The 21,878-nt window shown below is 44.4% G+C and carries 16 protein-coding genes; 8 read left to right on the forward strand and 8 right to left on the reverse strand.

Features of this window, described 5'->3' with window-relative positions; genetic code table 11:
- Window positions 1-61 precede the first annotated feature (61 nt).
- Genes AC6R00_RS21430 through kdsB form a run of 5 tightly spaced genes read left to right on the forward strand, consistent with a single transcriptional unit; the run spans window position 62 to window position 5,937 of the window.
- On the forward strand, window positions 62-2,227 hold the full coding sequence (locus AC6R00_RS21430) for a DNA internalization-related competence protein ComEC/Rec2 (RefSeq protein WP_500641854.1): 2,166 nt from the start codon (window positions 62-64) through the stop codon (window positions 2,225-2,227).
- A 33-nt stretch (window positions 2,228-2,260) separates the two neighbouring features.
- Complete coding sequence (gene msbA / locus AC6R00_RS21435) at window positions 2,261-4,009, forward strand: lipid A ABC transporter ATP-binding protein/permease MsbA (RefSeq protein WP_239825509.1); 1,749 nt, start codon at window positions 2,261-2,263, stop codon at window positions 4,007-4,009.
- A gap of 2 nt (window positions 4,010-4,011) precedes the next feature.
- Window positions 4,012-5,022 (forward strand): tetraacyldisaccharide 4'-kinase, encoded by a 1,011-nt coding sequence (gene lpxK, locus AC6R00_RS21440; RefSeq protein ID WP_500641855.1) that lies wholly within the window; start codon window positions 4,012-4,014, stop codon window positions 5,020-5,022.
- Window positions 5,003-5,182: a Trm112 family protein gene (locus AC6R00_RS21445; protein ID WP_004747022.1), complete on the forward strand. Its 180-nt coding sequence runs from the start codon at window positions 5,003-5,005 to the stop codon at window positions 5,180-5,182. Before lpxK ends, AC6R00_RS21445 begins: the two co-directional genes overlap by 20 nt.
- Window positions 5,182-5,937: a 3-deoxy-manno-octulosonate cytidylyltransferase gene (gene kdsB / locus AC6R00_RS21450; protein WP_500641856.1), complete on the forward strand. Its 756-nt coding sequence runs from the start codon at window positions 5,182-5,184 to the stop codon at window positions 5,935-5,937. Before AC6R00_RS21445 ends, kdsB begins: the two co-directional genes overlap by 1 nt.
- 45 nt (window positions 5,938-5,982) lie before the next feature.
- Here the strand turns inward: kdsB and AC6R00_RS21455 are convergent, their stop codons facing one another.
- The 3 genes from AC6R00_RS21455 to AC6R00_RS21465 all read right to left on the reverse strand — a co-directional run bounded on the left by AC6R00_RS21455 (window position 5,983) and on the right by AC6R00_RS21465 (window position 10,853).
- Window positions 5,983-7,521 carry a SpoVR family protein gene (locus AC6R00_RS21455; protein WP_500641857.1) on the reverse strand — a complete coding sequence of 513 codons (1,539 nt, stop codon included), beginning with the start codon at window positions 7,519-7,521 and terminating at the stop codon, window positions 5,983-5,985.
- A 9-nt stretch (window positions 7,522-7,530) separates the two neighbouring features.
- Window positions 7,531-8,802, reverse strand: a complete 1,272-nt coding sequence (locus AC6R00_RS21460) for a YeaH/YhbH family protein (RefSeq protein ID WP_004747028.1) — start codon at window positions 8,800-8,802, stop codon at window positions 7,531-7,533.
- A 116-nt stretch (window positions 8,803-8,918) separates the two neighbouring features.
- Window positions 8,919-10,853, reverse strand: a complete 1,935-nt coding sequence (locus AC6R00_RS21465) for a PrkA family serine protein kinase (protein ID WP_004747033.1) — start codon at window positions 10,851-10,853, stop codon at window positions 8,919-8,921.
- 434 nt (window positions 10,854-11,287) lie between these two features.
- On the opposite strand from AC6R00_RS21465, the gene AC6R00_RS21470 reads away from it, so the two are divergent.
- Both AC6R00_RS21470 and AC6R00_RS21475 read left to right on the forward strand, forming a co-directional pair.
- Entirely contained in the window at window positions 11,288-11,980 is a 693-nt protein-coding gene (locus AC6R00_RS21470) for a MipA/OmpV family protein (RefSeq protein WP_500642222.1), read from the forward strand.
- 183 nt (window positions 11,981-12,163) lie between these two features.
- The gene (locus AC6R00_RS21475; protein ID WP_500641858.1) at window positions 12,164-14,050 is read left to right on the forward strand and encodes a methyl-accepting chemotaxis protein; all 1,887 of its coding nucleotides are present in this window, start codon (window positions 12,164-12,166) and stop codon (window positions 14,048-14,050) included.
- Window positions 14,051-14,108: 58 nt separating this feature from the next.
- Here AC6R00_RS21475 and AC6R00_RS21480 read toward each other — a convergent pair whose 3' ends face one another.
- From AC6R00_RS21480 to pflA, 3 genes are all read right to left on the reverse strand, one after another.
- Entirely contained in the window at window positions 14,109-14,609 is a 501-nt protein-coding gene (locus tag AC6R00_RS21480) for a YfbU family protein (RefSeq protein WP_004743860.1), read from the reverse strand.
- A gap of 128 nt (window positions 14,610-14,737) precedes the next feature.
- On the reverse strand, window positions 14,738-15,400 hold the full coding sequence (locus AC6R00_RS21485; protein ID WP_500641859.1) for an energy-coupling factor ABC transporter permease: 663 nt from the start codon (window positions 15,398-15,400) through the stop codon (window positions 14,738-14,740).
- 65 nt (window positions 15,401-15,465) lie between these two features.
- Window positions 15,466-16,206: a pyruvate formate lyase 1-activating protein gene (pflA, locus tag AC6R00_RS21490; protein ID WP_500641860.1), complete on the reverse strand. Its 741-nt coding sequence runs from the start codon at window positions 16,204-16,206 to the stop codon at window positions 15,466-15,468.
- Window positions 16,207-16,434: 228 nt separating this feature from the next.
- Here pflA and AC6R00_RS21495 point away from each other — a divergent pair, with 228 nt between their 5' ends.
- Window positions 16,435-18,315, forward strand: a complete 1,881-nt coding sequence (locus AC6R00_RS21495) for a methyl-accepting chemotaxis protein (protein WP_500641861.1) — start codon at window positions 16,435-16,437, stop codon at window positions 18,313-18,315.
- A gap of 35 nt (window positions 18,316-18,350) precedes the next feature.
- Here AC6R00_RS21495 and AC6R00_RS21500 read toward each other — a convergent pair whose 3' ends face one another.
- Window positions 18,351-19,358, reverse strand: coding sequence for a lipid A deacylase LpxR family protein (locus tag AC6R00_RS21500; protein WP_500641862.1), 1,008 nt, complete (start codon window positions 19,356-19,358; stop codon window positions 18,351-18,353).
- A gap of 182 nt (window positions 19,359-19,540) precedes the next feature.
- The gene (gene pflB / locus AC6R00_RS21505) at window positions 19,541-21,817 is read right to left on the reverse strand and encodes a formate C-acetyltransferase (RefSeq protein WP_239856136.1); all 2,277 of its coding nucleotides are present in this window, start codon (window positions 21,815-21,817) and stop codon (window positions 19,541-19,543) included.
- Window positions 21,818-21,878 lie beyond the last annotated feature (61 nt).

The following is a 21,878-nucleotide window of genomic DNA, read 5'->3' on the forward strand; positions in this document are numbered from 1 at the left end:
ACATTACTGGACGCTAATTTCTTTCTCTTTGTTGATCACAACTAGTCCGTATTGGCCGATAATGCCGAAATTAGATTATTTGCCTTTAGCTTTGGCTGTACTGGTTGTTTCAACCAAGTATAGGAGAGCAAGAGGCTGTCTGGGACTAGCTTTAGCGTGTGTTGTCATCCTGATGCACGGCAACTTATTGCGATATCAAACAGAAGCACTTTTTCAAGCTGGTCAGGATATTACCATAATCGCTGACGTTGACAGCCTTTTTAAACCAATAAATTTTGGCTTTCAAGGTATTGTTGTAGTCAGATCAATCAATGGTGAAGCCTTGACCACTTTTCACCAGCCTAAACTGCGTTTAACCAGTCCAATTTCTTTGAATCCGGGTAACCAAGTGACGGCAAGTATCTCGGTGAAACCGATTTATGGTTTGATGAATGGGGTTGGGTACGATGCCGAGCAGCATGCACTTATCCAAGGAGTGGTGGGCACTGGCTCTGTCGATAGAAAGAAAAGCTTCTTTATAACGAGTCAGCCTTCTCTTCGAACGCGGCTGATTGAATCAGTTAAAGACAAAACACAATTACTCGAACATCAAGCGATGATATTGGCCCTTATGTTTGGTATGCGGGAAGGGCTTACTCAGCAACATTGGGAATTGCTTAAAAATAGCGGCCTTAGTCATCTTATTGCGATATCTGGTCTGCACGTCGGAATTGCATTTGCTATCGGTTGGTTTATTGGACTTAGCATACTTAAGCTCCATGTCTTATTTTTGCACGCGCCTGTTTTGTGGGGTTTAGCATTTGCGATTGGCTATGCGTGGCTCGCTGGTTTTTCTATCCCAACGGAGCGAGCAGTCACCATGTGTTTGCTGTTGTGTATTTTAATGCCGCTTGCAGGTCAGCTCCCCAACTCGTTTAAGTGGTTGCTTGTTTTAAGTCTGCTGCTTTTTCTCGATCCTTTTTCTGCTATTTCTCCTAGCCTTTGGATGTCGATGGTCGCGGTTGGGGTGATTTTTCTATATCAAGTCAGTGGGAAAGCACGCGGCAATCTGGTTGTTCAGGCAGTAAAAATTCAGCTTTTTCTGGTGGTTTTGATGGCTCCCATCGTCATGTATCTATTTCATGGTGTGAGCCTAGGCGCTATTGCCTACAACCTTGTGTTTGTTCCTTGGTTTACTGTTTTAGTCATACCGCTCGTCTTTTTCTCCTTTGCTAGCCACTTTATATTTCCTTGGTTTGAATTCCCTTGGGAGTGGCTAAATCTCAGTCTAATGCCAGTGAACTGGGCGATGGAATATTCTATCTGGACTTGGTTTGATGTTTCGAGACAAACACTGTTATGGCTTCTTTGCATCTTAGTTGTGCTGACGATAAGTCGCTTGCTATCAAGGCGAGTTACAACCTTACTGATGCTTAGTATAGGCTTAAGCTTAGTGGAGTGGCGGGATTCGACATTGTGGCAAATTGTGGTGCTAGATGTTGGTCATGGCTTATCTATCCTAGTTCAGCAACAGAATAGGGCACTTGTTTATGATACCGGTGCTGCTTGGCAAACCTCTAGTATGGCTGAACAGGTTGTGACGCCATTAATGATCTCAAGGGGCATAACCCAACTAGATTATCTGGCTATCAGCCACTTTGACAATGATCATTCGGGAGGTTTGCAAGCAATCAAGCAGCAGTGGAGTCCCAGCCAGATACTGACTAGTCAGTCAGGGGACTCTTTTGAACCGTGTGTAGTAGGGCGTTCTTGGCAATGGGGAAAGATCACCATTGAGTCATTATGGCCACCCAAATTGACCAGCAGAGCCTATAACCCTCACTCATGTGTGTTTAAACTCCAGCACCAAGAGAGTTCAACAAGGCTGCTGTTGGCGGGAGATATTGAATCTATCGCCGAATGGATCTTGATTAGGGAGGGCGAAAAACTGGATTCAGATATCCTGATCGTTCCCCATCACGGCAGTAAAACTTCTTCAATTCCGGCATTTATTGCAGCGGTTAGTCCCGAAGTCGCAGTTGCTTCTCTGGCTAAGGGTGGACGATGGAAGTTACCTGATGAAAACGTGGTTAAGAGATACCAAAAAGCAGGTGCGAAATGGTTGGATACTGGGCATTCTGGTCAAGTGTTGTTCGATGTTTATCCGCAAAGTTATCAGGTTAGTGCGCTAAGGGAGCGCAAAGGTAAGACTTGGTATAGGCAGATGCTGCGTAACGGAGTAGAATAGCCGCAATATTGTAAAAGAAAAATAAGCAACTCTATGTCTCTGAATCAAGACGAAACCACGTGGCAAACCTTTCAACGCCTATGGATTTATATTCGACAGTACAAAGCGGGCCTTGCTGTAGCTGTTGTTGCTCTCATTATTAATGCTGCTGCTGACACTTACATGATGTCGTTGGTTAAACCCTTGCTTGATGAAGGTTTTGGCGATGCAGAATCTAACTTCCTAAGAATTCTCCCTTTTATTATTTTCGGTATGATGGTGGTGCGAGGCCTGAGTGGGTTCGTTTCAACATACTGTTTAAGCTGGGTTTCTGGCAACGTGGTTATGGAGATGAGACGCTCTATCTTTAACCAATTCATGCATATGCCAGTTTCTTACTTTGATAAAGAATCCGCTGGTGGTCTGCTATCTCGTATTACCTATGACTCTGAACAAGTTGCGGGGGCAACGAGTCGAGCATTGGTGAGTATTGTGCGTGAAGGTGCAAGTATTATTGGCTTGCTTATCCTTATGTTCTGGAACAGTTGGCAGCTATCACTGGTATTGATTGTTGTTGCTCCGATCGTGGCATGGGGAATTGGTTTTGTTTCGAAACGCTTCCGTAAAATCTCCAAAAACATGCAGGAAACTATGGGGCATGTTACCTCGTCCGCAGAGCAGATGCTAAAAGGCCATAAAGTGGTTTTGAGCTACGGTGGACAGCATGTCGAAAGTGAGCGTTTTGATTCAGTGAGCAATCAGATGCGTCAGCAATCAATGAAAATGGTCGCTGCTCAAGCGATTGCCAACCCAGTGATTCAAGTGATTGCGTCTATCGCTCTGGTTGTTGTCCTGTTCTTAGCGAGTGTGGACTCTATCCGCACAGAGTTGACTCCAGGTACTTTTACCGTCGTGTTTTCTGCCATGTTTGCTCTAATGCGACCGCTTAAAGCGTTGACCAATGTTACCTCTGATTTCCAACGTGGTATGGCAGCAAGCCAAACCTTGTTTGCTCTGATGGATCTAGAAACCGAGCAAGACAACGGTAAGTACCAAACAGAGAAAGTACGTGGTGATATTGAAGTGAAAGAAGTAACCTTTACCTATGAAGGTAAAGAGAAGCCAGCACTGAATAATGTCAGTTTTAAAATCCCGAAAGGCAAAACCATTGCGCTTGTGGGTCGTTCAGGTTCGGGTAAGAGTACCATTGCTAACCTATTTACCCGTTTTTACGATGTAGATGCGGGTAATATTTGTCTTGATGAGCATGACATCCGTGATTACACCTTAAGTAATCTGCGTTCGCACTTCGCTTTGGTATCACAAAATGTTCATCTATTTAACGACACCATCGCCAACAATATTGCGTATGCGGCAACCGAGCAATACAGTCGTGAGCAAATCGAAGAAGCCGCGCGTTTAGCCTATGCTATGGACTTTATCGAGAAGATGGATGATGGCTTAGATACGGTTATTGGTGAAAACGGCGCAAGTCTGTCTGGTGGTCAGCGTCAGCGTATCGCGATTGCACGTGCACTATTACGTGATGCACCTGTACTGATTCTCGATGAGGCGACATCTGCGCTTGATACTGAGTCGGAAAAGGCAATTCAGTCGGCTCTGGATGAACTGCAAAAGAACAAAACAGTGTTGGTCATTGCCCACCGTCTGTCTACGATTGAAAATGCCGATGAAATTTTGGTTGTGGATGAAGGTGAAATCGTCGAACGTGGAAATCACAGTGAGTTGATTGAGAAAGATGGTGCTTACGCTCAGCTTCATCGAATTCAATTCGGTGCATAGCTTTGATTGAAAAGATCTGGTTTGAGAATCATCCACTAAAATATTTATTATGGCCGCTATTGTGGCCGCTCAGTATTTTGTTTGAATTGGTAAGTCGTTCTCGTCGTAACAAGTATCAAACAGGTAAAAGCGTAAGCTATCGTGCTCCTGTGCCTGTCATTGTGGTGGGTAACATTACCGCTGGTGGTAATGGTAAGACACCAGTAGTCATTTGGTTGGTTGAGCAACTTCAAGCGCTTGGTTACAAGCCTGGGGTGGTGTCACGCGGTTACGGGGCGAAAGCGCCGCATTATCCGCTCTTAGTGGACAATGAAACGTCAACTAAGCACTGTGGTGATGAGCCTAAGCTAATCTTTAAACGTACAAGCGCGCCAGTAGCCGTTTCACCAGTTAGAAGTGAAGCTGTAAAGGCTTTACTACCGCTAGGTGTCGATATCGTTATTACCGATGATGGTCTTCAACATTATGCACTACAGCGTGATATCGAGATTGTCGTGGTTGATGGTGTGAGACGATTTGGTAGTGAGTGTTTGATTCCGTTAGGTCCGCTACGCGAGTCTACCGCTAGGTTAGCTGAGGTAGATTTTATCATTACCAATGGTGGTCAAGCATTACAAAATGAAGCCGCTATGGTGTTAAAGCCGACTCAAGCGGTCAACATGAAAACGGGTCAACGTTTGAGTGTCATGGAGCTGAAAGATAATCTCGTCGCGATGGCGGGGATCGGCCACCCTCCACGATTCTTCAAGACACTTGAACAGTTAGGTGCAAAGCCTTCTTATCAACAAGGCTTTGCCGATCATAAAGATTTTGAACTGTCTGATTTAGAGGCGCTCGCTGCCAAAGGCGAACACTTGATTATGACAGAAAAAGACGCGGTAAAATGCGCGCATTATGCGAAAGAGAACTGGTGGTATTTACCTGTCAGTGCTGAGTTTGAAGATGCAGATAAAGCGCGCATCTTAAATAAGATTAAAGAGGTTAAGGAACAGTATGGATCATCGTCTGCTTGAGATTGTTGCATGTCCAGTATGTAAGGGAAAACTAACGTTCGATAAGGACAAGCAAGAGCTAGTGTGTAAATTAGACCGTCTTGCATATCCGATCAAAGAAGGTATTCCGGTGCTTCTAGAACCTGAAGCGCGCAAAGTTAGTATGGACGAGGGCAGATAATGTCGTTTACGGTTGTTATCCCCGCGCGTTATCAGTCGACCCGTTTACCTGGTAAGCCGCTGGCGGATATCTGTGGTAAGCCTATGATTCAATGGGTTTATGAACAGGCAGTCCAAGCGGGTGCTGATAAGGTAATCGTTGCAACTGATGATAGCCGAGTAGAGCAAGCGGTTGAGTCTTTTGGTGGGCAAGTTTGCATGACTTCACCAAACCATGAGTCAGGCACTGAGCGCCTTGCTGAAGTGGTTGAGAAAATGGCGATCCCAGACGATCATATCATCGTCAATGTTCAAGGGGATGAACCTTTAATTCCACCTTCTATCATTACTCAAGTTGCAGAGAACTTGGCGAATAGCCGAGCACCTATGTCCACGTTGGCAGTTGAGATCAGTGATGAAGCGGAAGTCTTTAACCCGAATGCGGTTAAGGTGCTGACGGATAAAGATGGTTATGCGATGTATTTTAGCCGCGCAACGATTCCTTGGGATCGCGACAGCTTTGCGGAAGATACCAAAATCATTAAACAACCACTGATGCGCCATATCGGTATTTATGCTTATCGTGCAGGGTTTATAAACACCTATATCAACTGGGAGCCAACAGCGCTTGAAAAGATAGAGTGTTTAGAACAGCTACGTGTACTTTGGTATGGGGAAAAGATCCATGTTGAAGTGGCGAAGGAAGCACCAGCCGCAGGTGTCGATACGCCAGAGGACCTAGAAGTGGTTCGAAGCATTGTCTCCAAAAATAGCTAGACCGTATAAAAAAGGCCCCTCGGGGCCTTTTGTCATTGTTGAGTTTTATATTTTGCCATCATAGTCGTTTCGTTTAGGGCAGGTACCGAGAATCTCTCGGCGACCGCTGTCTTTCACCTCTTCAAGAATGACGTCAAATCCCCATAAGCGATAAAGGTGTTTGAGAACTTCATCGTAGCCCTCATCAAGAGGAATACGGTCATGTGGTACGTATTGTAGCGTGAGTGAGCGGTCGCCACGCACGTCAACGTTAAACACTTGGATGTTTGGCTCCAAGTTACTCAGGTTATATTGCGCCGCAAGCTTTTCTCTGATTGCGCGATAGCCACTATCGTCGTGAATGGCACTCACCTCGATGTAGTTTTTACGGTCGTCGTCGACGATGGCAAACAGTTTGAAGTCGCGCATTAGCTTAGGTGACAAGTACTGGCTGATAAAGCTCTCGTCTTTGAAGTTCTGCATAGCGAAATGCACCGCTTCAAGCCAGTCTGTTCCAGCCAAGTCTGGGAACCACTCTTTGTCCTCGTCAGTTGGCTCTTCACAGATTCGTCGAATATCGCGGAACATAGCAAAGCCTAATGCGTAAGGGTTAATACCGTTGAAGTAAGGGCTGTTGTAGGCCGGCTGGGCGACAACACCAGTATGACTATGGAGAAACTCTAGGATAAATCTATCCGTAACCAAGCCTTCATCATATAAATGATTGAGAATGGTGTAGTGCCAGAAAGTTGCCCAACCTTCATTCATAACCTGAGTTTGTTTCTGTGGATAGAAGTACTGGCTGATCTTACGTACGATACGTACGATTTCGCGTTGCCACGATTCAAGTAAAGGCGCGTGTTTTTCTATGAAGTAGAGGATATTTTCCTGTGGTTCGGTCGGAAAACGTGTTTTCTGGCTTTCAGGCTCAACGGTGGATTTCGGAACCGTGCGCCATAAGTCATTAACCTGCGACTGAAGGTAAGCTTCACGCTCTTCTTGACGAGATTTCTCTTCAGCAATCGAGATCTTCTCTGGTCGTTTATAGCGGTCGACACCAAAGTTCATTAACGCATGACAGGAGTCGAGTAGGTCTTCAACCTCTTGAACACCGTATTTTTGCTCACACTCAGCAATATAGTTTTTAGCAAACAATAGATAATCAATGATTGAACTCGCATCGGTCCAAGTCTGGAATAAGTAGTTGCCTTTGAAAAATGAGTTGTGACCGTAGCAAGCATGGGCCATTACTAAGGCTTGCATCGTAACGGTATTCTCTTCCATTAAGTAGGCGATACATGGATTTGAATTGATGACGATTTCATAGGCCAAACCCATTTGACCATGTTTGTACCCTTGTTCAGTTTGAATAAACTTCTTACCAAATGACCAGTGATTGTAGTTGATAGGCATACCAATACTTGAATAGGCGTCCATCATTTGCTCAGAAGTAATGACTTCAATTTGGTTAGGATAAGCATCAAGCTTATAGTGATCAGCAACGCGTTTTATTTCAGTGTGGTATTGGTCAAGCAGATCGAATGTCCAATCAGGTCCATCTGGCAGCGCCTTACTCTTTGTTGGCTTTTTCGTTTTCGTTGTCATACAGCCTCCCTAAGCAGTCTCTTTTTTGAAAAGCTCTCTAAAGACGGGGAAGATATCCTCAACGCTGCGAATGTTCTTCATCGCAAAGTTAGGGAATGCTCCCTCAAGCTTTTCGTACTCATGCCACAAGGTTTGATGAGAGCGGCGAGTGATTTCGATGTATGAGTAGTATTGGCAGTTTGGCAATAAGTTTTTGGTGAGAAGCTCACGGCATCGCGGTGAATCGTCTGCCCAGTTATCACCATCTGAGGCTTGAGCTGCGTATATATTCCACTCTCCAACAGGGTAGCGGTCTGCAACAATTTCGTTCATCAGTTTTAGCGCGCTTGAAACTATAGTTCCCCCGGTTTCTTGCGAGTAGAAAAACTCGTGTTCATCGACTTCTTTTGCTTGGGTATGGTGACGAATAAACACCACTTCTACGTTCTCGTAGGTACGAGTTAGGAATAAGTAAAGAAGCACGTAAAAGCGCTTCGCGATGTCTTTGGTTGCTTGGTCCATAGAGCCAGACACATCCATAAGACAGAACATAACCGCTTGGCTAGATGGAACAGGGCGGCGCTCATAGTTCTTGAAGCGCAAATCAAAGGTATCAATGAACGGTACGGTGTCTAACTTACGACGCAGTGCTTTTATCTCTTCTTGAAGGCGCTTCTCTTCAAGCATCTGTGCAGGCTCAGACATTTTAACGCGGTCGAGCTCTTCTTCGAGTTCACGCAACATGCGCTTTTTGCCTGCCGTCATTGCGGTTCGACGTGCAAGGGACTGTTGAAGCGATTTTACAATCGCGATGTTTGCAGGTACACCAGCGGTTTGATAGCCAGCGCGATGGGTTTTCCATTCGGTAATTTTGGCGATTTGGTTTTTTTCTAAGTTTGGTAACTCTAGATCTTCAAACAGAATGTCTAAGTACTCGTCTTTAGAAATCTGGAATACAAAATCGTCTTGGCCTTCGCCGTCAGCACTGGCTTCGCCCTCGCCAGAACCTCCGCCTTGTCCGCCGCCTTTAGGTCGTTCGATTTTGTCTCCGGTAATGAATTGGTCATTACCCGGATGGACACGTTCCTTTAAGCCACCTTTGCCTTGATGAAAGACTGGCTCTTTGATGTCTTTATGCGGAATGGATACGTCTTCACCGGTTTCAGTGTTGGTGATTGAACGGCGATTTACCGCATCCGCCACAGATTCTTTAATCTGTTCTTTATGGCGGCGTAAAAAGCGCTGGCGGTTTACCGCACTTTTATTTTTGCCGTTCAGTCGTCGGTCAATAAATTGCGCCATGAGTCACCCCTTATCTCTTACGCACCTGCCGTTGCATGTCGACAGACACTTATTCATCCAATCTCCTACCAGAGCGTTATACTCTGGTAGGGATTTCATGGGCTAAAACACTGCTATTACGAAGATTTACGAACGCGTAGATACCATTCAGATAGCAAGCGTACTTGTTTCTCTGTGTAGCCTTTTTCCATCATACGAGCGACAAAGTCATCGTGTTTCTTCTGATCTTCAGAAGAGGTTTTAGTGTTGAAGGAGATAACTGGTAGCAACTCTTCTGTATTTGAGAACATTTTCTTCTCAATCACAGTGCGCAGTTTTTCGTAGCTTGTCCAAACTGGGTTGGTACCATTGTTGTTGGCGCGAGCACGAAGCACAAAGTTAACGATTTCATTACGGAAATCTTTCGGGTTGCTTATACCGGCTGTTTTTTCGATTTTTTCTAGTTCATTGTTTAATGCAGATCGGTCGAATAGCTGACCTGTTTCTGGATCGCGGTATTCTTGGTCTTGAATCCAGAAATCTGCGTAGGTTACGTAGCGGTCAAAGATATTCTGACCGTACTCCGAATAAGACTCTAGGTACGCAGTCTGGATCTCTTTACCGATAAACTCGACGTAACGTGGTACTAAGTAGCCTTTCAAGAATTCTAGATACTTCTCTGCTGTTTCTTGAGGGAATTGCTCGCGTTCAATTTGCTGCTCGATAACGTAGAACAGGTGAACAGGGTTTGCCGCGACTTCTGTCTGATCGAAGTTAAATACCCGTGATAGGATCTTGAACGCGAAACGGGTTGAGAGTCCTGACATGCCTTCATCGACGCCGGCAAAGTCGCGATACTCTTGATAGCTCTTCGCTTTAGGATCCGTGTCTTTGAGCGTTTCACCATCGTAGACTCTCATCTTGGAGAAGATCGATGAGTTCTCTGGTTCTTTAAGTCGAGACAGAATACTGAACTGTGATAGTAGCTCAAGCGTACTTGGTGAACATGGCGCTTTCGATAGCTCTGAATGGTCGAGCAGTTTTTGGTAGATCTTTACTTCTTCCGCAACGCGTAGACAGTATGGGACTTTGACTATGTAGACACGGTCAAGGAATGCCTCATTGTTTTTGTTGTTGCGGAATGTTTGCCACTCAGATTCATTCGAGTGGGCGAGAATCATGCCATCAAATGGTAAGGCTGATAGGCCTTCCGTACCATTGTAGTTACCTTCTTGGGTTGCAGTAAGTAGCGGGTGGAGCACCTTGATTGGCGCTTTAAACATCTCGACGAACTCCATCAAGCCTTGGTTTGCTCGACATAGTGCGCCCGAGTAGCTGTAAGCATCTGGGTCGTCTTGCGAGAAGTGCTCAAGTTGTCGAATGTCGACTTTACCAACCAACGATGAAATGTCTTGGTTGTTTTCATCACCTGGCTCAGTTTTAGCAATCGCTAGCTGGTCTAGAATGGAAGGTCTAACTTTGACAACTTTGAATTTTGAAATGTCGCCACCAAACTCATGGAGTCGTTTTGCCGCCCATGGGGACATAATCGAACGCAAGTAACGTTTTTCTATGCCGTATTCTTGTTTAAGTAGCTCACCATCTTCACTGACATCAAACAGACAGAATGGGTGATCATTAACAGGGCTGCGTTCACCGTTAGCGGAAAGCACATAAATTGGAACTTGTTGCATCAATGCTTTTAGTTTTTCGGCTAGAGACGACTTACCGCCACCTACTGGACCAAGCAGATAAAGAATCTGTTTGCGTTCTTCAAGCCCTTGGGCTGCATGTTTGAGGTAGGAAACAATCTGCTCGATGGCATCTTCCATACCGTAGAAGTCTTTAAATGTGTCGTATCGAGAAATCACGCGGTTGGAGAAAATACGACTCAGTTGTGGGTCTTGCGCTGTATCAATGACCTCTGGCTCGCCAATTGCCATTAATAGTCGCTCAGCTGCGTTGGCATAAGCGCTTTTGTCATCCTTACATAGAGCCAAAAACTCTTGCAGTGATAACTCCTCATCCTTTGAGGCTTCGTAGCGCGCTTGGAAATGGTCGAAAATACTCATAATGAATTCCCCTCTGAACCTGTCAAACTGACAATAAACCCGCATAGAAAAGCAAATCCTTTCTTACTTAAGATTAGTTGGTTTTTAGAATTTTGCTTAAAAAATATGTGTTTAATTGCAATTTGTGACCGAGAGCTAGTTGTCTGACCACCCGCGAATGTAATGTGCAAAATTAGACATTTACGTCACTTATTATTGTTTGGTTTGTGCGGCTGAGTGCTTATGCAATTTGAGTGTTTTGTGGTTTTAGAAAATATAAGTACTTTTCAATAATGCTGGCTTGATTATTGCCTTGAATATGAGTTATTGCGTAAATGTATGCTGTTCCATATAATTACGCCGTTATTCACCCCAGTTATGAATTAGGTGTTGTTTTGAAATCTCTTTGGCAAAGGTTACTTCTTGTAGCGATCTTGTTAGTTGCTCCACAAGCTATGGCAAAAACTTCCCAATGGTCTATTGGTGCCGCAGCCTCTTACTCACCGGCCGTTTATAAAGATACGCCGTCGAATGAAACCATTATTCCTCTTATCGGTTATGAAGGTAAGCATCTTTTTTTACGTGGCTTTACTGCTGGATACCGCTTGTACCCAGTTGGTTCCCCGCAAAACATCGTTTTTAGGGCCGCATATGACCCTCGTACACTAAAACCGGAAGACTCCACCAACCCTGATATCAGACTTATGGATGAGCGCAAGGCGACCGTTTTAGGCGGGGTAAGTTACCAAGTGATCACTTTAGTTGGATTGTTTGAAGCCACTGTGGGTAGTGACATTTTACATCGTCACAGTGGTATTTATGCCGAAACGGTTTGGCGGTTGCCGATTCGAAGAAATGGGTGGGGTATCACACCGTCATTGGGCTTTGCTTATAACAGTGAGCGATTGAACAACCACTTATATGGTGTAAGTTCTCAAGAGGCTGCTCGTTCAAATTTTGACGAGTTCGATGCCGATTGGGATGGTCAGTTTTTCATCGGGGCTTCTGGCTATTTGCATGTTACCCCCCAAATACGTGTTACCGGAGGGGTTCGATACACCAATATTGAAGGTGGAATAGAAGAAAGCCCGTTAATTGAAAGTGGCGTTACGACTTCAGCCAACCTAGGTGTCGCCTATGTGTTTTAAACTCTTCGCAGTCATTCGAATTAGCTAACGAAGTCGTCAAAGCATGCTTTTTGAGTGCAGCTCTCACTAACGATAGAAATTTGTTAACTTTCGAGCTGGATCATTATTTATTTCTACCCTCGAAATATAATGACTGTGACTCATAGAAGTTCAATACATAAATAAAACAAAAGTGAATAAAGCATGCTAAAAAAACTATCACTCAAAAATAAGCTCGCAATTTCGGCGAGTGTTGCCATAGTCATCGGGGGACTTTTGGTTGAGGGACTTTCATTCCGAGCTTCACTAGAAAGATTAAATGTTGAAGTGGAGCAACGCCTAGAAAGTACGGCCTCCTCTTATAATCAGTATGTTTCCGATTGGATTTTGTCAAAAGAGAGAGCACTCACTTCGTTATCTCAAGAATCCAAGAAAGAAGATATTGTCACTCACCTCAAGCAAGTTAAAAACTCTGGAAATTTCGACAACATTTTTCTCGCTTACCCAGATGGTGGGCAAGATAATGCCAATGGTGTGGTTTTGCCTCCGGGTAACGATGACCCGAGGGAGTGGGGCTGGTATAAAAATGCAGTCAAACAACCGAGCAAAGTCTTTATGGACAACCCAACAATCGCAGCTGCAACAGGCGCAAACGTTGTTTCATTGGGTAAGGCTCTAGAGTTGCATGGACAACAAGTTGTGTTAGGTGCGGATGTTGAGATTACTGATATCCTGAGTGGAATGGAGAAGGTTATTCTTCCAGGTGAAGGCTATATGTTCATTGCCAACGATAAAGGCAACGTCTTTGCTCACCAAGATACTAAGTTACTTAACAAGTCTTTGTTGGAGTTGGGTTTAAATGAAAGCTCAATTAAGGAGGCGGTAAGCTCTGGTCACGACATCTATGTTGATGTACTAGGAAAAGAGTCCGTTATTTATGCGAAGTCTATTGATAATAGCGGTTTAACCACTGTTATTGTGGTTGACTATGATTCATTAGTTTCACCGTTGTTTAGTGCAGTCTGGGGACAGTTACTCGTCACCGGTATTGTTGTGGTTATCTGTACCATTCTATTTAACCTTCTTTGTAACATGCTTTTCCGTCCGTTGAACAATGTCTCTGCGGCTTTAGAGCAGATAGCGAATGGTAGCGGTGACTTAACTCAGCGTATTAAAGTAGAGTCGCAAGATGAAGTCGGCAAACTAGCCCATAACTTCAATACTTTTGTTGGCAGCTTACAGCAACTGATAGGACACATAAGGGAGCAGTCTTCTCAGCTTACACAGCAGTCAGAGTCCAGCGCTCGTAGAGCTCAGAGTGCGGTGGATGAAATCCATCACCAGCAACAAGAGATAACCATGGTTGCGACCGCAGTCACTGAATTGGCGAGTGCGACACAAGAGATTGCGTCCCATGCAGAGCAAACGGCACAAGCTGCTCAAGATTCTACAGCGAGTACGGAAAATGGTCATGAGTTGGTTGAAAACACGAAGGGTTCAATCAACAAACTTGCCAACGAGCTACAAAGTGCAAGTGATATTGTTGGTGAGTTAGAACGTCACGGACAAGAGATCTCAACCGTACTTGCCACCATCCAAGGTATCGCTGAACAAACTAATTTACTTGCTCTAAACGCTGCGATTGAAGCAGCACGTGCGGGTGAGCAAGGAAGAGGCTTTGCTGTGGTAGCAGACGAAGTTCGCGTCCTTTCGCAACGAACTCATTCTTCGACAGAAGAGATCAAAAACACGATAGCTGTGCTGCAAGAAACAACCAGTAGAGCGGTCTCGATAATGCACAGCAGTGCTGATTTGGCTGGGCTGTCAGTACAAGATGCCGATCGAGCTGCCAATGCGCTTGGCGAGATCAATCAAGCGGTGACGTTAATCAGCGATATGGCAACTCAAATAGCCACGGCCGCTGAAGAGCAAACGCATGTGACTAGTGAAATCACCCAAAACATTACATCAATAAAAGATGTGGCCGACCAACTGGTGGTTGGTGTCAATCAAAGTTCAGAGGAGTCTTACCAAGTTAAGAGCCAAGCAGATGAGCTAAGTGCGAAAGTTGCTACATTTAAGTTGTCATAAAGGCAGACACAAAGAAAAAGGGACCGCTTGGTCCCTTTTTTGTGTGTTCATATTATTTTTACGCGTTAAAAATCTGTTTTAACTCGTTGGCACATAAATGATATTGGCGAGGGCAGTTGCGCCATGTATTTAGCATGCGGCGGTATTTCTCAAGCATTGGCATTTGAGCGTTAAAATGGTGCTCGCCTTTACTGAATTGTGGGTATAGACCTTCCGAGTCGACTAAGAAGCGTACGTAGTTAACAAGTTGCGCTTCAGAAGCGATATCGAACCCTAAGAACGTTAGACGACGTTGGTCAACTTCACCTTGTTCTTGTTCAGAGAGCATTTTGTTTGATTCTTGCATCGCATGATACATTTCCATGATGTCGATGATTTCTCGACATTCTGCTTCTACTAAACAACCAAAGTCTTTATTTAGCTCTCGCATTTGCAGCTCATAGCCGCGCTCTACAATAGTTTGTAAACGCTGGTATTTTGCCGCGTTCTCCTGGTCGAGCTGCGACATTAGGTAATACTGGTTTGAAAGGATCAAACGTTGAGCGTTAGTCATTTCCATGGTGGCCTCACTAAAATAATCTAATACATTTTTAATGTGCTTAGGTTATCTGTTCTTTGCGGGGTGAAACATGATCTCAACACATATTTAATATGAAAAGCACAAAGATTGGACAACAAAATTCGTTACTACTTGTGATAGTGATTGTAGATGTAGTCACGATCAGAGAATACCCGCAGTAATTCGGGTTTAAAAACGGTTAGCACCGCTGCTGTCATACCATTTAGAAGCCCTTCAGGGAAAGCGAGTAGAGGAGTAAACACTAGGTAGTTATCGAAAATAGTTTGCCAGTCGTAATCGCTAACAATCAGAAAATAAACTGAGTTGATAATTAGATGAAACGTCCCTGTTATACCGCCATTGAGAAAACCCGCAATGAAAATAAACACGAATATGTTCCTTGGCAGATACCGATAACTCGCTAGGAATACGCCATAGCTGATAAGAATAGGGATCAAACAGGAAAAAAGCAGGTACTCTGGCAATGCATAGAAGGTAAACTCACCAAACAGAGCCATCAGCAAAGCGACGATAATAGAGAGGGCAAACGCACTTTGCCAACCGTACATCAAAGTTAGCGCCGTTATGCCCAGAAAGTGTATTGATAACCCTTCTTTCACCCCGGCGTCAGCTGACCAAAGTACAAATAAAGCGAATATGATCGCAAAGGTGATGTGCTGAAACGTGCGTTCATTGATTAATTTCGGCAGGAATACTTCTTTGACATCTCGCCTTACAAAGAACAGAGCAACTAGCACGAAGGAGAGCGCAAGTAATTCGTTTAACTCCATGTAAACCTCAAAAAAATACCAACCGAGAGGGTTGGTATTTTTTACGAATTAGTTGTTGAGTGGTATCAGTATTTAACGTTTGAGTGATATTGCTCAAGAATTGATACGATATTATCCATGGTTTCTTTTGACGGTGGGTTAGTCCCTTCTAGTGGATACTCGATACCTAAGGCTTCCCATTTATGAGCGCCAAGCTTGTGATAAGGGAGCAGCTCAATCTTTTCAATGTTGTCCATGTCTTTAATGAAGTCACCTAGCATATGTGCTGCTTCATCATCATCTGTATAACCAGGGACGACGACATAGCGAATCCATGTTTTTTGCCCAATCTTATGCAGGTAGCGAGCAAAGTCTAAGGTTCTTTTATTAGAGACACCGATAAAGTCATGATGGATCTCATCTTTCATGTGCTTAAGATCAAGCATGACCAAATCTGTTGCTTCAAGTACCTCGTCAATGACTTCGGTGTGCTTACGAATATAGCCGTTGGTATCAAGGCAAGTGTGGATACCTTCAGAACGAGCTGCGCGGAAAAAATCGCGAACAAATTCAGGTTGAAGCATAGCCTCACCACCGGAACAAGTCACACCACCACCTGAAGCATTCATAAAGTGACGATAAGATTTTGCTTCATTAATGATTTCTTCAACGGTCACTTCCTTACCACCGTGAGTATCCCATGTATCGCGATTATGACAGTACATACAACGCATTAAGCAACCTTGCAAAAAGACAATAAAACGAATACCAGGTCCGTCTACTGTCCCACAGGACTCGAATGAATGAATACGACCAGTTGTTGACATGTGCTCATCTCGTATTTAGTAATTTGCCCGTTATTTTATTACAAAAAGTGAGGTTTAAATAGAGTTAGGGATTCCTAGAAACAACATTTTGCTAAATAAGAAAAAAAAACATACTTGGGCTAAAATGTATGTTATAAAAATGTTGCAAATATAAGAAAATCAATAATAAAAAGATAATTATTGGCTAGGCAAGTATTAACGCATACCACTGATGTTAAGGGATTATTTATGGATATGCTTGCACTTTCGCAAAAGCAAAAGGTGATGCTATTTTTGGTTGTTTTAGCATTGGGCTTTGTCGCTTTAGCAGGATTTACTTCATCAAGACTGACCCAAATGAGCGACCAGTATCATTTGAGTAGCGATATCTCTACGGGGTCTATGTCTATCTATCAAACGCAGAGTAAGATTCTTACGCTGAGCAGCAACTTGGATAATTTAAGCGGCTCGCAAGTTTCTGCCGCCACACAAGAGATCTCAGCAATAGTCGCTGCTGTTAATAAGGATGCAGAGTTTCTCACCAAGCTTGATTTGTCTCAGCAGGCAGACAATTTAACCCGGAATGTGAATGATTTTGAGTCAGCGGCTAACCCGTGGCTAAATTTGAAACAAGAACTAGGTTTTACCATCGATGAAGGAAAGCTTGGAGAACTAAAACAATTGGCAGATACGATTGAAAAGAAAATCGAAGAGACGGGGATGGTTACACTTAATTCCGATTTTCAGGCAATGGTAAAGTCTCAACAAAATTATTTGCTGCAACCCAATGAAGAGAATTTGAAGTTGTTTAATCGCGCTATGGGCAGCTTTGAAAGCATGTCTAATGTTTATGCGATGTTGGAACTATATGAAAAGGAAATCGAGCAATATAAGTCTACCTTTATCAGGGTCAGTGAATTGTCTCAGCAGTTAGGTAGTGTTGAACAGCAGTTACTGACTTCTAAAGCGCAACTGACGCAGTTAATCGCCTCTATTACTGATGAGCTCGGTTCGATTTCTCAGCAGTACCAATCATCAGCCGAAAATACTTCAGAACAAACCTTATGGTCGGTGCTGGTGGCTTGTGTATTGTTAGCTGTGTTTACCGTCGCTATTTTTGTTATGCAAAGTACTTCTTTGGCTAAATCGTTGGCGAGAACTCGGCAGGTATTGCACGGTGTATCAAGTGGTGACTTGTCTCAGCGTATGGCTATGACAAAAAACCCTAATGATGAATTTAACCAATTGGCCAGCAGCATTAACGAAAGCTGTGAAAATCTGGGGGGGCTAGTTCGAGGTGTCCAAGATAGCAGTCAAGCGCTATCAGGCAATGCTGTTGAGTTAAATCAAGGCCTAGATATGTTGGCTCACCATCAATCAGAGGTATTAGGGCAGACTCAACTATTGGCATCAGCAACAGAGGAAGTAAGTGTAACGACTCAAGAGGTGTCTAATTCGTTGGAGTTTGTTTCTGAAATATCGCGTTCTTCAACGGAGGCGGCTGAAGAGGGGGCCAAAGTTATTGGGGCTGCGATCGGGTCACTTGAAGAAGTCGGGACGATATTGACGTCTGCTGCAGGACATATTCAATTGTTAGAAGAAGCGTCTTCAAAGGTCGATTCTGTAATGGAGATCATTAATGGTATCGCTGAACAAACTAACTTACTCGCGTTAAATGCAGCCATAGAGGCGGCAAGGGCAGGGGAGCAAGGACGAGGCTTTGCCGTGGTGGCAGATGAGGTTCGCAGCCTAGCCGTACGTACCGTGGATGCAGTAACAGAAATTTCCGGCACGATTGACACGATGAAGAAAGAAAGTGCCGAAGTTATTCAATATATTGGTCAATCTGAATCTTCAATGGCAACAGGGCGTGCTCGTGGTCAAGAGGCAATGGACGCGCTTAAGTTGATTACTGAAAAAGCAGATGAAGCATCTCACCAAACCGAAGTCATTTTTTCTTCTATTAAAGAGCTTGCGACGACCAGTCAGTCAATGGCAGATAGTATGACGCAGATTTCTTCGGCTATGAAAGAGTTAGAGCAGAACAATGAACAACTGCGAAGTGTCAGTGGAGTGGTTGAGGAAAGATCTGGCAGCTTGAATCAAGACTGCCAGAAGTTCACTATTTGATACCAATCAGAATAGATATCTGGTCGTTTAAATTGCTAGAAGAAAGCGTATAAGGCAATACCACCCGTGCCATACATGCTTTCTTTTGCTTCTTTGTAGTCTGGCGTTTTCGCGGTAGCGGTTAAGGTTGCGCCGAAGCTTTGGTTGTACCAAGCAAAACCTGCTACTGCGGTTGCTTGATTGTGTTCTAACGTTACGTCGTAGATGCTTGGATCGTGACCTTTTTGAATTGCGTAATCCCTGACGCCAGAACGATCTCCTTCAACGGTAATATCATTGAAGCGATAGCGAGCTTCAATGCCGGTAAAGACAAACCAACCGCCTTGAGAACCTCCAAGCATACCGGCTCGAAACGGATTTTCGTTATCAATGTTGGCTGCACCCATACTACCACCAAGGTCCGAACCCCAGCGGAACATAAACCCAGTAGACACATCACTTCGGAAGTTACCTGCGTTGACTTCTGAAACGTTAGATATCTCCCAGTCGGTATTTGCTATAGAGCGCTGACGCCATAGATTAAAATGGCTTAGGTAACCGACACTACCCGCAAAGCTATCGTCAACCTGATATGCCCAGCCGTTTGGTTCATCAGACTTGGTGATGGAATGCACTAACTTTTGCGCGTCTTCTGAAAGCGCTTTATCACCGGTTACACCCAGAGTCAGATTAAAACGCTGCGCTTGCTCAGGGTGTAGGCTGATGTAGTTAAATTCGGTATGAAGAAAACCTGCGTAAGGTCTATCATTTACCATCGGTGTCGTTGACTCAATGTCTGAAGGTGTATACATCTTATGGCCGAGTACAAATTCAAACTTGTCTAACGAAGCCCCGCCCCAAAATGATAGGCTGAGAGGTTCAAACATAGGGTAGGGCGTAATAGCACCAGTGGTGTAGCTGAGAAACAGGCCGTTGGTGTAGTCTTGGTCGACACCGAAAATGCCATCGTTGTCGAGAGAGAAAGAAACGGTCGATTTTTCTGAAGCTAGGCCAGTCGTAGAAACTAGCAGTAGTGGCAGAATTAGAGTTCGATTTAACTTCATAGGCTCGTTGTTTAACTCAATTAGAGATCTGATAGTACAGGATTAACTTAATTAAACGATAGCAATAAGTATACCAGTGAAGTGAATTGTGCACCGTATCTCTGAATTGGCAGTAAGGGCTTGATAGAAAAAATAAAGCCCCGCATCAAGCGGGGCTTATTCAATCATTCATTAATCTGAGATTATAGAGACTCAGTGAATGTACGTGCGATTACGTCTTTTTGCTGCTCTGCAGTTAGAGAGTTAAAGCGTACAGCGTAACCAGATACACGGATTGTTAGCTGAGGGTATTTCTCAGGGTTCTTAACTGCGTCTTCTAGAGTTTCGCGGTTTAGAACGTTCACGTTTAGGTGCTGACCACCTTCAATGCCAGTCTCGTGGTGGAAGTAACCATCCATTAGACCTGCTAGGTTAGCGCGCTGTGAGTTCTCTTCTTTACCTAGTGCATTTGGCACGATAGAGAATGTGTAAGAGATACCATCTTTCGCATCAGCAAACGGTAGTTTACCTACAGATGTTAGAGATGCTACCGCACCTTTCTCATCGCGGCCGTGCATTGGGTTTGCACCTGGAGCGAATGGAGCACCTGCTTTACGACCGTCTGGCGTAGTACCTGTCTTCTTACCGTATACCACGTTTGAAGTGATAGTAAGGATAGACTGTGTAGGGATCGCATCACGGTAAGTCTTAAGCTTACGGATCTTGTTCATGAAGATAGTCACAAGTTCACAAGCCATGTCATCAACACGAGCGTCGTTGTTACCAAATTTCGGGTAGTCGCCAGAGATATCGAAGTCGATCGCGATGCCGTCTTCGTCACGGATTGGCTTAACTGTACCGTACTTGATTGCAGACAGAGAGTCAGCAGCAACAGATAGACCAGCGATACCACAAGCCATTGTACGACGTACGTCACGGTCGTGTAGAGCCATAAGCGCTGCTTCGTAGCTGTACTTGTCGTGAGAGTAGTGGATTGCGTTTAGCGCTGTCACGTATTGCTTCGCTAGCCAATCCATGAAGTTGTCTAGACCAGCCCAAACTTTGTCGAAGTCTAGAACTTCGTCAGTCATTGCTTCAGTCTTAGGACCTACTTGGATCTTAAGCTTCTCATCTACACCGCCGTTGATAACGTAAAGTAGAGTTTTAGCTAGGTTCGCGCGAGCGCCGAAGAACTGCATGTGCTTACCGATAACCATTGGCGATACACAACAAGCGATAGCGTAGTCATCGTTGTCGAAATCTGGACGCATTAGGTCGTCGTTTTCGTACTGGATAGAAGACGTATCGATAGATACTTTCGCACAGAACTTCTTGAAGCCGTCAGGTAGCTGCTCAGACCAAAGAACAGTGATGTTCGGCTCTGGAGAAGGACCCATAGTGTATAGCGTGTTTAGGAAACGGAAGTTAGTACGTGTAACTAGTGTACGACCGTCAACACCCATACCACCCATAGATTCTGTCGCCCAGATAGGGTCGCCAGAGAATAGCTCATCGTACTCAGGAGTACGTAGGAAGCGAACCATACGTAGTTTCATCACGAAGTGGTCGATCATTTCCTGAGCTTGTTCTTCAGTGATGATGCCAGCTGCGATGTCACGCTCAACGTAAACGTCAAGGAAAGTCGAAGTACGACCTAGAGACATTGCTGCGCCGTTTTGAGATTTAACAGCCGCTAGGTAACCGAAGTAAGTCCACTGGATAGCTTCTTGAGCTGTAGTCGCAGGACCAGAAATGTCGAAGCCGTAAGACGCTGCCATTTCTTTTAGTTGACCAAGTGCACGGTGCTGCTCTTGAAGCTCTTCACGCAGCTGCATAGTCATCTGTAGATCGTCACCAGCTTCTAGTTTCTCTTGAGTAGAGTGGAACTGAGCAACTTTGTCCTTCATTAGGAAGTCTACACCGTAAAGTGCAACGCGACGGTAGTCACCGATGATACGGCCACGACCGTATGCATCTGGAAGACCAGTTAGAACACCAGACTTACGACATTTTAGGATGTCAGGAGAGTACACATCGAAAACACCTTGGTTATGCGTTTTACGGTACTCAGAGTAGATTTTAGATACTTGTGGATCTAGTGTACGGCCGTAAGCTTTGCAAGAACCTTCGATCATACGTACACCGCCGTTAGGCATGATTGCACGTTTTAGAGGCGCTTCAGTCTGAAGACCCACGATAGTTTCAAGGTCTTTGTTGATGTAACCAGCATCATGAGAAGTGATGGTAGAGATAACAGAAGTATCGAAATCAACAGGTGCGTGAGTAGAGTTCTCCTGCTTGATGCCTTCCATTACTTTAGCCCAAAGCGTATTAGTCGCTTCAGTACCTTCAGAAACTAGGAAAGATTCGTCGCCTTCGTACGGAGTGTAGTTCTTCTGAATGAAGTCGCGAACGTTAACAGTGTTTTGCCAATCACCTTCAGCAAAACCTTCCCAAGCTTTAGCAAATTGCTCTGCCATGACATACCTACCTTTTTAGTAGAAAAAACACGTACCTATCTGATCCGTTGAGCGAGTCAGA

The sequence above is a fragment of the Vibrio sp. R10-SF1-ISO8 genome (genome assembly GCF_059833805.1).

Excerpts from the sequence above, each read along its gene's own strand:
- AC6R00_RS21475 (WP_500641858.1), top strand. The coding sequence starts at position 12,164 with ATGCTAAAAAAACTATCACTCAAAAATAAGCTCGCAATTTCGGCGAGT.
- AC6R00_RS21485 (WP_500641859.1), bottom strand. The coding sequence starts at position 15,400 with ATGGAGTTAAACGAATTACTTGCGCTCTCCTTCGTGCTAGTTGCTCTG.
- kdsB (WP_500641856.1), top strand. The coding sequence starts at position 5,182 with ATGTCGTTTACGGTTGTTATCCCCGCGCGTTATCAGTCGACCCGTTTA.
- AC6R00_RS21430 (WP_500641854.1), top strand. The coding sequence starts at position 62 with ATGCCGAAATTAGATTATTTGCCTTTAGCTTTGGCTGTACTGGTTGTT.
- AC6R00_RS21445 (WP_004747022.1), top strand. The coding sequence starts at position 5,003 with ATGGATCATCGTCTGCTTGAGATTGTTGCATGTCCAGTATGTAAGGGA.
- msbA (WP_239825509.1), top strand. The coding sequence starts at position 2,261 with ATGTCTCTGAATCAAGACGAAACCACGTGGCAAACCTTTCAACGCCTA.
- AC6R00_RS21465 (WP_004747033.1), bottom strand. The coding sequence starts at position 10,853 with ATGAGTATTTTCGACCATTTCCAAGCGCGCTACGAAGCCTCAAAGGAT.
- AC6R00_RS21460 (WP_004747028.1), bottom strand. The coding sequence starts at position 8,802 with ATGGCGCAATTTATTGACCGACGACTGAACGGCAAAAATAAAAGTGCG.
- AC6R00_RS21500 (WP_500641862.1), bottom strand. The coding sequence starts at position 19,358 with ATGAAGTTAAATCGAACTCTAATTCTGCCACTACTGCTAGTTTCTACG.
- AC6R00_RS21455 (WP_500641857.1), bottom strand. The coding sequence starts at position 7,521 with ATGACAACGAAAACGAAAAAGCCAACAAAGAGTAAGGCGCTGCCAGAT.
- AC6R00_RS21480 (WP_004743860.1), bottom strand. The coding sequence starts at position 14,609 with ATGGAAATGACTAACGCTCAACGTTTGATCCTTTCAAACCAGTATTAC.
- pflB (WP_239856136.1), bottom strand. The coding sequence starts at position 21,817 with ATGGCAGAGCAATTTGCTAAAGCTTGGGAAGGTTTTGCTGAAGGTGAT.
- pflA (WP_500641860.1), bottom strand. The coding sequence starts at position 16,206 with ATGTCAACAACTGGTCGTATTCATTCATTCGAGTCCTGTGGGACAGTA.
- AC6R00_RS21470 (WP_500642222.1), top strand. The coding sequence starts at position 11,288 with ATGGCAAAAACTTCCCAATGGTCTATTGGTGCCGCAGCCTCTTACTCA.
- AC6R00_RS21495 (WP_500641861.1), top strand. The coding sequence starts at position 16,435 with ATGGATATGCTTGCACTTTCGCAAAAGCAAAAGGTGATGCTATTTTTG.